Genomic DNA, 11,326 nt, shown 5'->3' with positions numbered 1-11,326 from the left:
AATGGCCGCAACTGTGCCGTCACAATTCCCCCTGGCCGACCGTCATGCCGCGCCACGCGGGGAGTCGCAAGAGGGCAGGACCGCAGCGATCCTCCCTGTCGCACAGCGATGGGGAGGGGGACCGTCCGCGAAGCGGATGGTGGAGGGGCCGGGACGGGTGCGCCATAGCCCCTCCGTCAGCGCTGCGCGCTGCCACCTCCCCACCGCTTCGCGACAGGGAGGATATTCATGCCGCTCAGCGCACGCCCATCGTGCGCAACCGGTCGCGCAGCGGGGCCCAGTTGGCAATGCCTTCGGCGAGCTGGCCGTTGATGATGAAGGACGGCGTGCCGGCGATCTTATACTGTTCGATCGCGCTGTTGGTGCTCTTCTCGAGCGCGGAAATATTGTCGAGATTGCCAAGGCAGGCGTTGACCTGATCGCCGGTCATCCCGCGCGACTGGAAGAACTGGTCGAGCTTCCACGCCTTGGCGAGCGCGGGGAAGCGCTGCGCCGGGGGAAGCGCCATCGCGGCCTCGCCGCCCTTCGGATTGGCCTGCGCGGCCGCGAACAGGTCGGCCTGCGAGGCGAAGGCATTTTCCATCAGCGGGAAAAAGCGCTCGGTCGGGGCGCAGCGGATGATCGCCGCCGCCGACGCGTCGAGCGGATCGCGGATGAAGTTGCGCATTTCCAGGCTCACCCGGCCGGTGTCGATGAAATCGCGCTTCAGCTCCTCGCTGGCATCCCTGGAAAAGTCGGCGCAATGCGAACAGGTGAGCGAGGCGAATTCGATCACCTTGATCGGAGCCTCGGGGTTGCCCATCACATAACCACCATCGGCGGTCTTGCTGACCGTCGCCGACCAGCTTTTGCCTGCAGGCGCCGCAACCTTGGCGATGACATCCTGTTCCTTGGACGGGTCGGTCTTGGCGTCGCCGCAACCGGCGAGCGCCAGCGCGCCGAGCGAGGACAGAAGGGCGATGCGCAGCGAGGCTTTGATCATGATATTCTCATCTCCGAAGATGGCGTTGTTGGCGTGACTCTTAGTTTCCCTTGATCGCCAGGTCGAGGCGGCTTTTGACGCTCGGCCAATCGCTGCCGTCGACATGGCGGCCGTTGACGAAAAAGGTCGGGGTTGCCTGAACATGGTCGGCGTTTTTGCCGATATTGGTCATGCCGGTGATTTCGGCGGCGGCGACCTCGCTGCCCAGACAGGTTTTGATCGCTGCGGCGCTATAGCCGCGCGTGCGCATCAATGCGGTCAGCCCGCTGTCGGCGGCGATCCGCTCGGCGCGTTCGGTGGTGCTGCCCTGATACCAGGGCGCCATTTGCGCTTCGGTCATTTTGATCACCTTGCCGAGCCACGTCGGCTGGGCGAGCATGATCGCGCGGTGGTTCGCAGGAAAGGCGCTTGCGCCGCCGCATCGGGCCAGCAGCGCCGCGGTCATGTCGAGCGGATCGCGGATGAGGTTGCGATATTCGACGACGACCAGCCCCTTGTCGACATAGAGCGATTTGAGCGGGACTGCGGAAATCTTTTCGAATTCGGCGCAGTGCGAGCAGGTGTAGCTGAAATATTCGACCAGCCGGACCTTGGCCGTCGGGCTGCCCATCACGAAGGCGCCGATCTCGTTGGCGGCCACCGTCGCCGAAAGGCGCGCTGCCGCGGGTTTGGCGGGCGCTGCGGCGGTGAGCAGCGTCAGCGCGGCGGCGGACAGGGTGCCGATCATCATCCGGCGTGACAGAGCGGGTGCCCGAAATTTCGACATAGGCTGCGGTGCTTCCTTCAATTGATCCGGGGAAGTTTGGTTGGTGACGCCAGCCCCGCTGCCATGCGTTCGAGCACGGTTCGCAGTTCCGGGTCGCCGATGTCGCGCAGACTATCCCCCAGTTCGGCCGGTACGGGTTTCAGCATGGCCGGTGGCTGAACGGGCGCGGCGGGCGTGACCTGGCCGTGGCTCATGCGGATCTGCGCGATCGCGGCATAGCCGAAGAAGCGGTTGACCGCGCCGATGATGTCGGGACCGACATGCTGGAGCATCGGGGCGTGCGCGCCGCTGATCGTCAGATGCAGCGTCCCGCCCGCCTTTTGGCCGGCGGGAAAGCGGATCATTGCCGGCTGGGTGACGTCGGCGAGCCGGTCGCCGACGATCTCGCGCCAGCGGCTGACCACCGAGCTTTGGATGAAGCCGAATTTGCGAAAGGCGGTGCGGCCGATTTCGGGCACGAGGTCGGAGATGGCGCGCGCTTCGCCGCCGCGTGGCCGCTCATAGGGGCGCGCGGCGGGCTTGGCGGTCTTTGCCCTGGCTTTCGTCTTTGCCTTTTTGGCGGGTTCATCCTGCCCGGTGTCTTTTACCATGTCCTGCGCCATGCCATAGGCGGGGGGTGAGCGTCCAGACTTCCCACAGCGCCGAAAATTTCGCGGGCCGCATCCTCGGCTGGTACGACCGCGCCGCGCGCGTGCTGCCGTGGCGGATTCCACCGAACAGCGGCCATGTGCCCGATCCCTATCGCGTCTGGATGGCCGAAATCATGCTCCAGCAGACGACCGTTGCGGCGGTTGCGGGCTATTTCGAGCGGTTCACCGCGCGTTGGCCCTCGGTTCAGCATCTCGCCGCCGCCGATGATGCCGACGTCATGGCGGCATGGGCGGGGCTGGGCTATTATGCCCGCGCCCGCAATCTGCTTGCCTGCGCCCGCGCGGTGGTCCGCGATCATGGGGGGCATTTTCCCGATAGCGAGGCAGGGCTTCGCGCGCTGCCGGGGATCGGCGATTACACCGCCGCTGCCGTTGCTTCGATCGCCTTTGGCCGCGCGGCGGTTGTCGTTGACGCCAATATCGAACGCGTGATCGCGCGCCACCGCAGGATCACGACACCGCTGCCCATGGCGAAGCGCGAGATTCGCGCCGCGCTCGCACCGCTTGTCCCGAACGACCGGCCGGGCGATTTCGCGCAGGCGCTGATGGATCTCGGCGCCACCATCTGCACCCCGCGCGGTCCGGCCTGCGTGATCTGTCCGGTGATGACCGATTGTATGGCGCGCGCGCGCGGCGACGCCGAAAGCCTGCCGGTCAAGCCGCCCAAAAAGGCGAAGCCGCATCGTCACGGGCTGGCTTATTGGATCGAGGAGGCCGATCGTCTTTGGCTGGTGCGCCGCCCCGACAAGGGCATGCTCGGCGGGATGCGCGCGCTGCCCGGCGGGGCTTGGGAGGATGATCCTCCGGCCGAGTCCGGTATCGCGCGCATCGACCACAGCTTCACCCATTTCGATCTGACGCTGACATTGGTGCGCCGCGAAGTCCCGCTTTCCGCAGCGGAAGGCGAATGGTGGCCGCTTTCGGATCTTGACGCGGCAGGCTTGCCGACGCTCTATCGCAAGCTGACCGACAAAATGCGGGAGAAAGACGGATGAACATGATGGTTTCGCGCCGGGCCTTGCTCGGCGGACTCGCTCTTGGCGGGGCCGCCACGATGCTGCCGCGCGCGGCGCTGGCGTGGAAAGCCGACGGCGCCTCGCTCTATCCCGCAACCAATAGCTTCATCAAAGGGTTCGTCGATCGCCGCGAACTGGCGGGCACGCTCGCCGCGGTCGGCAAGGGACAGGCGGCGGCCGAGTTTTTCGGCGCGGGCACGCTCGCGATGGATTCGCAGACCCCGGTTGGCCCCGACACGCTGTGGCGCCTCTATTCGATGACCAAGCCCGTCACCGGAATCGCAGCGATGCTGTTGATCGAAGATGGCAAGATGAAGCTCGACCAGCCGATTGCCGACTTCCTGCCCGCCTTTGCAAAGATGCAGGTGCAGAATGTGCCGGATGGATCGATCACCGAACTGCATCCGGCGAAGACGCAGATCACGGTGCGCCACCTGCTCACCCACACCGCGGGCCTGGGCTATAATATCATCCAGAAGGGGCCGATCAAAAAGGCCTATGACGATGCAGGCATCGTCGGCGGACAGGTCAGCCGCCTGCCGATTCCCGGCTTCCCGCCGGTCACTCCGGCGGCGAGCCTTGCGGAAATGGCCGACCGGCTCGCCCAATTGCCGCTCGTCTATGATCCGGGGACGCAGTGGAGCTATTCGGTCAGCCTCGACCTGTTGGGACGGGTGATCGAAGTCGCGTCGGGTCAGGCTTTCGATGCCTTTCTGAAGGCACGCCTCTTCGATCCGCTGGGGATGACCAGCACATGGTTCCGCGTTCCGGCGAGCGAAGTCGGCCGCCTCACCACCAACTATGCGCCCTTTGGCGGCGCCTTGCTTCCGATCGATCCGGCGACGAGTTCGATCTATCTCGACCCGCCACCCTATCCGTTCGGCGGCGGCGGGCTGGTATCGAGCGCGCGCGACTATGACCGCTTCCTCGCGATGCTGCTTGGCGAAGGTGCGCTTGGCGGGGCGCGGATCATGCGCCCCGAAACCGCGCGGCTCGCCATGTCGAACCTCATCGACGACAGTGTCGCGCGCAAGGGCACCTTCATCGAAGGGCAGGGTTTTGGCGCCGGCGGCCGGGTGTCGCTGGCCAGTTCGCCGACGGGCGAGGGCATTTATGGCTGGGCGGGCGCGGCGGGCACGATCGGCTTCGTCGACCGCAAGCGCGGCTATCGCGCCGCGGGCTATGCCCAATATATGCCGTCGGGCGCTTTGCCTTTTCAGGAAAAATTCGGCGAAACCTTTCAGAAGGATGTGATGGGCTGATGCCGTTGCCGCTTGGTTTCACCGGCGCGTGGCTCGACCGCGCCGACCAGTTGCGTACCGATGCGGGTGCGTTTGCTGCGACGACCACCGACCCGCGCGCGCGCTGCCTCGTGCTCGACGGGATTGATTTCGTGCCGGGCGACGGCGGCGGGCTCCGCTGGGAGCCGCTCGACCCCGCTGATGACCGCGCGTTGATGCTGCTTGGCCTCGACGATGCGGGCATCCCGCATTTTGTGCGCGAAGCACCTGCGGGCGCGCGGATCGACGCGCGCTCGCGCACCGTGATGCGGCTGCTGCCGTTGCTGTCGGGCGAAGAGGCGGCGCTTTATGGCGGCGCGCGCAGTCTGGTCGACTGGCACGCGCGGCATCGTTTCTGCGCGGTGTGCGGCACCCCGACCGAGCTGTTCCGTGGCGGCTGGGGACGGCGCTGCGGCGCGTGCAATGCCGAACATTTCCCGCGCGTCGATCCGGTCGTGATCATGCTCGCCGAATGTGATGGGCGGGTGCTCGTCGGACGTCAGGGCGGCTTTCCGCCGGGTTTCTTCTCGGCGCTCGCAGGCTTCGTCGAGCCCGGCGAATCGCTTGAGGAGGCGGTGGCGCGCGAATTGTTCGAGGAAGCGGGCATCCGCGTGTCGGACGTCAGCTATGTCGCGAGCCAGCCCTGGCCTTTCCCATCGTCGCTGATGATCGGCTGCCGCGCCGTCGCGCACGACCCTGCGCTGACGCTCGACGAAACCGAGATCGAAGCGGCGATGTGGGTCGACCGTGCCGAGGTGCGCGCCGCATTGGCGGGCGACATGGGGGCGCCCTTCATGGCGCCGCCACCGATGGCGATCGCGCGTTATCTGCTGGAAGATTGGGCGAAATAATCCTCCCTGTCGCGTAGCGATGGGGAGGGGAACCGCTCGCGAAGCGAGTGGTGGAGGGGCGGCGTCATGGCCCCTCCGTCAGCGGCTACGCCACTGCCACCTCCCCATGGCTTCGCCACGGGGAGGATCTGATTGTTTAAAGCCGGCGGCCGGTAATGCGGCTGATTTCCTTGGCCACCATCGCCTCGACCATGTCGGGCAGGTTGGTGTCGAGCCAGTCTTTCAGCATCGGGCGCAGCGCTTCGAGCACGACATCTTCCATCGAGCGTCCCTGAACGGGCGCGGCATGAGCGACGGCGGCGGCCGCGGCTGGCGCGATCGCAGCGGTCAGCGCCTCGAGCGACTGGCGCGCGGCGTCGGCGCTGGCGGTCGACACCAGCTCTTCCGCGGTCGGTGCGGCCTCGCCGGACGAAGCCGTTTCGGCCTCTGCATCATGGAGGTCGAGAATGTCTTCGTTGGCGGCGGAGCGCGGTTCGCGCGATGCACCGGGGGCATCGTCACGAGCGATAACGCGCCGAATCGACGACAAAATATCTTCCATCGACGGCTCTCGCGACATGTCGCCCATTTCTGCCCCTTTCGGATACGCCCGCAAGTGGGGCGATTAACCATGTCTTACCGGCAGCGGACGGCGCTTGCCAAGCCTTATTGTCGGGGCAGCGGATTGGTGGCGGGGACGCTGGCGTCGGCGGCGGGGACGCCGCGCGTATCGGTTGCCAGCTGCTGCGGCGCCGGATCGTCGGCCCAATCCCAGATCTCGCCCTTGACGCGATTGTAATTGGCGGCGGGATCATAGAGCGCGCCGCCCTCGATGCCGAGGTCGCGCGCTTCGGCCTTGCCCATCGCCGCGAGGACCGAAAAGGCAGCGACATAGGAGTTGCGCCGCGCCGAAACGAGCTGGACCTGGGTGTTCAGATATTCCTGTTCGGCGTTCAAAATGTCGAGGATCGACCGCGTGCCGACGCTATTTTCGGCGCGGACGCCCTCCAGCGACAGCGCATTGGCGCTGACCGCCTGTTCGGTCGCGGCGATGACGCGTTCATTCGCCTGCCAGGCGGCATAGGCGCCGCGTGTCTGTGCGATGACGCCGCGCTCGGTCGCGACATAATTTTCGATGGCCTGGCTGCTGCGCGACTGCGACTGGCGGACCTGCGCCGAACGTCGCCCGGCGGTGAAAATCGGCAGCGTCACCGATACGCCGGCCGCCGCGCTCGATGTTTCCTGCGTGACGCCGACGCCCGATACGCCGCTGGAAAGCGAACCGAGAAAATTATTATAACCGCCGCCCAGCGTCGCCGACACTTTGGGGGCCCGGCTGGCCTTTGCAACGCTGATGTCCGACCGGGTGGCGTTGACCTGAAGATTCGCCGCCTCGATGTCGGGGTTGTTGTTCAGTGCGATGGCGACGGCATCCTCGGTGCTCGCAGGCAGGTTCGGCAGCGCCGGTGGGGCTTGCAGGTCGACCGGCGCATCGCCGACGAGCCGGATATAGGATTCGCGGCTGGCGATCAGATTCGCCTCCGCGCCGCGCAGGTCGCCCTCGGCGAGTGCAAGCCGCGCTTCGGACTGGGCGACGTCGGTGCGCGTCAGGTCGCCGATTTCGAACCGGTCGCTCGTCGCCTGAAGGTTGGTGCGCAACACCGACACATTTTTCTGGTTCAGCTGGACGATCGCCTGATCGCGGATCACATCCATATAGGCGCCGACGACCTGCGAAAAAATGCTCGCTTCGGTCGCGCGCAAATCGGCCTGACCCGCCTCGACGCGATATTTTGCGGCCTCCACGGCGTTGCGCACGGCGCCGCCCTGATAGATGGGCACCGACAATTGACCGCTGGCGACGAACGAACGCGTCGGCGAGGAAAAGCTGTTGCCCGGAATGATGAGATTTTCTTCATAGTCCGCCCGCGTCGAAATGTCGGGCAGCCCAAAGCTTTTCTGGATCGGGACATTTTCGTCATTGGCGCGCTGCCCGGCGCGGGCGCCGGTCAGCGTCGGATTATTCTCATAGGCCTTTGCCAGCGCCCCTTGCAGCGTTTCGGCCTGCGCCTGCGATGACAGGGCCAGCGCACCGACCGCGAGGCCGGTCAGCCAGCGGGCATGACGGAGAGGCTGTGTCTTATTCGTATCGAGCATCGTCATGTCAGCCTGCAGCAAGGAAAGGGAAATGACCTTTAGAAGCGGAAACCGGTCGGAGCGTCGAAGCCAGGCAGCGGCGCGACGTCCATGTCGGCAAAGCTGCGCAGCGCGAGTGTGCCACCGGTCTTCACCCCCTGGACAAGCCGGGTTACCGCGCCGTCACGGCGCGCCGCGACCAGTCGGCCGCCTTCGGCCAATTGCGCGGTCAGTGCGTCGGGCAGCGTTTCGATCGCGCCGTCGATGATGATGCGGTCGAACGGAGCGGCGCCGGGTGCGCCAGCGTTCAGCGGGCCTTCGATCCAGTGGACATCGGCGACAGCGGCACGCCCGGTGGCGATCAGATCGCCCCGTTCCTCGACCGCATATACTTCGGCGCCAAGCCGCGCGAGCAGCGCCGCAGCATAGCCCGTCGCCGCGCCGATCAACAACACGCGCGTCCCCGGACGAATCGCTGCGGCGACCAGCATGCGCCCGGTCACCAGCGGCGGATTCAGCGCGCGGCCATCGCCCAGCGCGATCGCACGGTCCATATAGGCGACGCCAGCCAGTGCTGCGGGCACATAGGTTTCGCGCGGCTCGGCCGCCATCGCGCCGACGACTGCGGGGTCGATGACGTCGTTGGTGCGAAGCTGGCTGTCGATCATCGCAGCCCGCATGTCCGCGGCGGATATTTCACTCAATTTGGTCGCCATCAGCCTTTTTCCGATTCCTGGCCTCGATCTTTGCGGAGGCTGCTTTAACTCAAGCCATGCTGTATTGCAATTATAATACAGCCGTGATCCGCGCTGCGTCGCGCATAGCCGCCCGCGAAGGTGCCGCCAAGCCCGCTTCGTGCGTCGGCGATGGATGCGGAAATAGCAAAATTGCGAAACAAGCCAATTGCATTGCGAAACGGGGGCGGCTAGTGGCGCTCGAACCACGCAAAGCTGCGCATTGAGGCCCGATGGCGGAGTGGTGACGCAGAGGACTGCAAATCCTCGCACGCCGGTTCGATTCCGGCTCGGGCCTCCATAAACCTGTCAGCCGAGGTGTGCTGATGGTTGAAAAAACCCATAATTTCCGATAGTTTAGGGCCATTCGCTGATTGCCAGTGATGGCCTCTGTTCGCCTGTAGTTGCAGACGTTGGGGGCCCAATCAGGGGGCTCCGCCAAGCCTCCATGAATGCGAGGCCCCCATCGTGCTAACCGACACCGCAATTCGAAAGGCGAAGCCCAAAGAGAAGCCATACAAGGTCTCAGATTCGCAGGGCTTATACCTGCTGGTCAATCCAAGGGGTAGCAAACTGTGGCGCGTCAAATATCGCATGAACGGCGTGGAGCGGAAACTGGCGTTAGGCTCCTATCCTGAAATCACCTTGGCCGAAGCGCGTAGGGCCCGTGATGCAGCACGAAGGCAACTGGCTCATTCGATCGATCCCAATTTTGTTAAGCGCCAAGAGCGCATCGAGGCAGGCATTCGCGCTAGCAACAGCTTTTCCAGTGTGGCGCAGGAGCTGATCGAGAAGAAGGCGCGCGAGGGGATGGCGGAGCCCACGCTGGGAAAGATGCGCTGGTTCGTGAAACTGCTCGGAAACGATTACGGCAAACGGCCGGTGGCCGAGATCACCCCGCAGGAATTGTTGCACGAATTGCGAAAGCACGAGCGTCGGGGCCGACTGGAGACCGCAAATCTCTTGCGCGCCTTTGCCAGTCGAGTGTTTCGCTATGCAGTTGCGACGGCGCGGGCGGAGCGCGATCCGGCTCAATTGCTGATCGGCGCGCTGACAACCCCGAGGGTCAAGCATTTTCCGGCAATCACCGATGCGGTCACATTCGGGGCGTTGCTTCGCGCGATCGAAGATTATCAAGGTGACCCAGCCGTGATGCACGCGCTTAAGTTGACGCCTCATGTGTTCCAGCGCCCCGGCGAAATACGTCATATGGAATGGACGGAGGTAGATTTTGGCAAGGCGGTCTGGATCATTCCGGAAGGGAAGATGAAGATGCGCCAGCCTCATTCGGTGCCCTTGTCGCGGCAGTCGCTAGCGATCCTCACCAACATGCGAACCCTGTCCGGTTCTGGACGCTATGTGTTCCCGTCGATCAGATCGCGGACACGGCCGATCAGTGAGAATACGATCAATGCGACGCTCCGCCGGATGGGTTATCCCAAGGACCAGATGACGGCCCACGGCTTTCGCACATCTGCATCCTCGCTTTTGAACGAATCCGGTAAGTGGAACCCCGATGCGATCGAACGGGCGCTGGCGCACATGGTCGCGGGCAGCGTCCGGCGCATATACAACCAGTCTGCCTATTGGACTGAGCGTGTTGAAATGGCGCAATGGTGGAGCGACTATCTGGATGAATTGCGCGAAGGAGGAAATAGATGACAGGTCGCCCCGGAGAAGGTTGGAAAATCTTCGCAGACGGGGACGAAGCCGACAATGTGCCGCTCTGGAAGGTGTTGGCTCAATTCAGATCGGACGATCTGGACGAGGGCTTGAGCCTCAACGCCGCGATCATAAATCGCGCCAAGCCGTCGCCGGTTCGATATTATAACCTGGCCTTCATCATCAGCTTTGCTTTCGGGTTCCTGTCCATCCTCCTCTTGATTGGCCTCCTTGTATCGGCCCATTCGACAGCAACGGACCTCTTCTTCTACCTTACATTGGCTGCGCTAGCGGCGACGGTAGCGCCGCACCTTTGGCGGCAGGCTTATCAGTATGGCCTGAAAATCCCCGACGCGCCGTTGAAACTGCCCCACGCACCGGACAGGCTCTTCGACGAGGTGCTAGGCTATTTGCAGAAGGTGGACGGCCCGAAAGCCTATTATCTTTCGCGGCTCCGCAAGACGCGGGTTCCGCTCAACCGCAGGCTGTTTTTCGGCAGGCTGCGTTATTTCCTGTTCTCCGAACACGGCAAGGATCGGGGGATGGTCATGCGTTACCCAACGGCCATGTCGCTGCCCGCCGATCTTTATCTTCATCGCGATGATGTCGAGACGATGCTCGCGATGAGCAGACCGAAGCGCCGAGGCGGACCGGGCCGGAACACCAAATACCGGTATGACGACGCGATTATCGCGCTGATCGGTGATCCCCGACTACGCACGTTGGACGTGAAGGATCGACCGGCGGCGATTAGCACCGTCAAGGATTGGCTGGCGGAGTGGTTCGAAACAAATGCCGATGCGTCCGGTGACGTGCCGCGTCGCGACCAATTGACCCGTTATGCGGAAAAAATCTGCGCACATATTGAAACGATCGCGCCCGCCGAAGGCCGCTGACGGCACCATCGTTTTTCGATCGCTGCGAAAGGATTTTCGGACCCCCTCCTCGCATTTCTGTAATCCTCGTCATCGGCAGACTTGTACGGCTTTCCCATTGCTGGACGACACACCGGCAACCATGTGCAACTTGGCATGTCTCTCGCCGCGAATCGGCAGCAAGGAGACAAGCAAATGGAACCCATTGCCATATCGATAAATGACACCGCCAAGGCGCTCGGCGTCGGCCGGTCGTCGGTTTACGCCTTGATAAAATCCGGTGGCCTCGTCTCCATCAAGATTGGCAGGCGAACCCTGCTGACCACCGAATCCATCCGGCGCTTGGCACAATCCCGCACCGCCGTCTGACCCGCAGGCGCTCCACGGCCCCAGCC

At 64.1% G+C, this 11,326-nt stretch carries 12 protein-coding genes and 1 tRNA gene; 7 read left to right on the top strand and 6 right to left on the bottom strand.

Annotation, left to right across the window (positions count from 1 at the left end):
- Positions 1-235: 235 nt before the first annotated feature.
- Genes CDQ91_RS06850 through CDQ91_RS06840 form a run of 3 tightly spaced genes read right to left on the bottom strand, consistent with a single transcriptional unit; the run spans position 236 to position 2,338 of the window.
- The gene (locus CDQ91_RS06850; protein WP_088471999.1) at positions 236-982 is read right to left on the bottom strand and encodes a thioredoxin domain-containing protein; all 747 of its coding nucleotides are present in this window, start codon (positions 980-982) and stop codon (positions 236-238) included.
- Between the two features lie 40 nt (positions 983-1,022).
- Positions 1,023-1,748 carry a DsbA family protein gene (locus tag CDQ91_RS06845; protein WP_088471998.1) on the bottom strand — a complete coding sequence of 242 codons (726 nt, stop codon included), beginning with the start codon at positions 1,746-1,748 and terminating at the stop codon, positions 1,023-1,025.
- A gap of 17 nt (positions 1,749-1,765) precedes the next feature.
- Positions 1,766-2,338: a DUF721 domain-containing protein gene (locus tag CDQ91_RS06840; protein WP_237245859.1), complete on the bottom strand. Its 573-nt coding sequence runs from the start codon at positions 2,336-2,338 to the stop codon at positions 1,766-1,768.
- Positions 2,339-2,364: 26 nt separating this feature from the next.
- Between CDQ91_RS06840 and CDQ91_RS06835 the strand changes: the two genes are divergently transcribed.
- The 3 genes from CDQ91_RS06835 to nudC are packed head-to-tail and all read left to right on the top strand — an operon-like array spanning position 2,365 to position 5,545.
- Positions 2,365-3,393, top strand: a complete 1,029-nt coding sequence (locus CDQ91_RS06835; RefSeq protein ID WP_088471996.1) for an A/G-specific adenine glycosylase — start codon at positions 2,365-2,367, stop codon at positions 3,391-3,393.
- Positions 3,390-4,676 (top strand): serine hydrolase domain-containing protein, encoded by a 1,287-nt coding sequence (locus CDQ91_RS06830; RefSeq protein WP_088471995.1) that lies wholly within the window; start codon positions 3,390-3,392, stop codon positions 4,674-4,676. The genes CDQ91_RS06835 and CDQ91_RS06830 overlap by 4 nt, the downstream gene beginning before the upstream one ends.
- Positions 4,676-5,545, top strand: coding sequence for an NAD(+) diphosphatase (nudC, locus tag CDQ91_RS06825; protein ID WP_088471994.1), 870 nt, complete (start codon positions 4,676-4,678; stop codon positions 5,543-5,545). The genes CDQ91_RS06830 and nudC overlap by 1 nt, the downstream gene beginning before the upstream one ends.
- Positions 5,546-5,681: 136 nt before the next feature.
- Here nudC and CDQ91_RS06820 read toward each other — a convergent pair whose 3' ends face one another.
- From CDQ91_RS06820 to CDQ91_RS06810, 3 genes are all read right to left on the bottom strand, one after another.
- Positions 5,682-6,113: a DUF2497 domain-containing protein gene (locus CDQ91_RS06820; protein ID WP_088471993.1), complete on the bottom strand. Its 432-nt coding sequence runs from the start codon at positions 6,111-6,113 to the stop codon at positions 5,682-5,684.
- A 77-nt stretch (positions 6,114-6,190) separates the two neighbouring features.
- A complete protein-coding gene (locus CDQ91_RS06815; RefSeq protein ID WP_088471992.1) occupies positions 6,191-7,681 on the bottom strand; it encodes a TolC family outer membrane protein in 1,491 nt (496 codons plus the stop codon).
- A gap of 38 nt (positions 7,682-7,719) precedes the next feature.
- Positions 7,720-8,376 (bottom strand): protein-L-isoaspartate O-methyltransferase family protein, encoded by a 657-nt coding sequence (locus CDQ91_RS06810; protein WP_088471991.1) that lies wholly within the window; start codon positions 8,374-8,376, stop codon positions 7,720-7,722.
- A gap of 245 nt (positions 8,377-8,621) precedes the next feature.
- Between CDQ91_RS06810 and CDQ91_RS06805 the strand changes: the two genes are divergently transcribed.
- The 4 genes from CDQ91_RS06805 to CDQ91_RS06790 all read left to right on the top strand — a co-directional run bounded on the left by CDQ91_RS06805 (position 8,622) and on the right by CDQ91_RS06790 (position 11,300).
- Positions 8,622-8,695 (top strand) — tRNA-Cys (locus tag CDQ91_RS06805).
- A gap of 164 nt (positions 8,696-8,859) precedes the next feature.
- On the top strand, positions 8,860-10,056 hold the full coding sequence (locus CDQ91_RS06800) for a tyrosine-type recombinase/integrase (protein WP_164499241.1): 1,197 nt from the start codon (positions 8,860-8,862) through the stop codon (positions 10,054-10,056).
- Positions 10,053-10,952 carry a hypothetical protein gene (locus CDQ91_RS06795; RefSeq protein WP_088471989.1) on the top strand — a complete coding sequence of 300 codons (900 nt, stop codon included), beginning with the start codon at positions 10,053-10,055 and terminating at the stop codon, positions 10,950-10,952. The genes CDQ91_RS06800 and CDQ91_RS06795 overlap by 4 nt, the downstream gene beginning before the upstream one ends.
- A gap of 174 nt (positions 10,953-11,126) precedes the next feature.
- Positions 11,127-11,300, top strand: a complete 174-nt coding sequence (locus tag CDQ91_RS06790; protein ID WP_088471988.1) for a helix-turn-helix domain-containing protein — start codon at positions 11,127-11,129, stop codon at positions 11,298-11,300.
- Positions 11,301-11,326 lie beyond the last annotated feature (26 nt).

Source organism: Sphingopyxis witflariensis (assembly GCF_002205635.1).
GTDB lineage: Bacteria > Pseudomonadota > Alphaproteobacteria > Sphingomonadales > Sphingomonadaceae > Sphingopyxis > Sphingopyxis witflariensis.
This window is presented reverse-complemented; position numbering and strand designations above follow the sequence as displayed.

Bases quoted from the DNA above. Each gene is read 5' to 3' on its own strand.
- CDQ91_RS06815 (WP_088471992.1), bottom strand. From the start codon at position 7,681: ATGCTCGATACGAATAAGACACAGCCTCTCCGTCATGCCCGCTGGCTG.
- nudC (WP_088471994.1), top strand. From the start codon at position 4,676: ATGCCGTTGCCGCTTGGTTTCACCGGCGCGTGGCTCGACCGCGCCGAC.
- CDQ91_RS06850 (WP_088471999.1), bottom strand. From the start codon at position 982: ATGATCAAAGCCTCGCTGCGCATCGCCCTTCTGTCCTCGCTCGGCGCG.
- CDQ91_RS06810 (WP_088471991.1), bottom strand. From the start codon at position 8,376: ATGGCGACCAAATTGAGTGAAATATCCGCCGCGGACATGCGGGCTGCG.
- CDQ91_RS06795 (WP_088471989.1), top strand. From the start codon at position 10,053: ATGACAGGTCGCCCCGGAGAAGGTTGGAAAATCTTCGCAGACGGGGAC.
- CDQ91_RS06845 (WP_088471998.1), bottom strand. From the start codon at position 1,748: ATGTCGAAATTTCGGGCACCCGCTCTGTCACGCCGGATGATGATCGGC.
- CDQ91_RS06820 (WP_088471993.1), bottom strand. From the start codon at position 6,113: ATGGGCGACATGTCGCGAGAGCCGTCGATGGAAGATATTTTGTCGTCG.
- CDQ91_RS06840 (WP_237245859.1), bottom strand. From the start codon at position 2,338: ATGGTAAAAGACACCGGGCAGGATGAACCCGCCAAAAAGGCAAAGACG.
- CDQ91_RS06830 (WP_088471995.1), top strand. From the start codon at position 3,390: ATGAACATGATGGTTTCGCGCCGGGCCTTGCTCGGCGGACTCGCTCTT.
- CDQ91_RS06790 (WP_088471988.1), top strand. From the start codon at position 11,127: ATGGAACCCATTGCCATATCGATAAATGACACCGCCAAGGCGCTCGGC.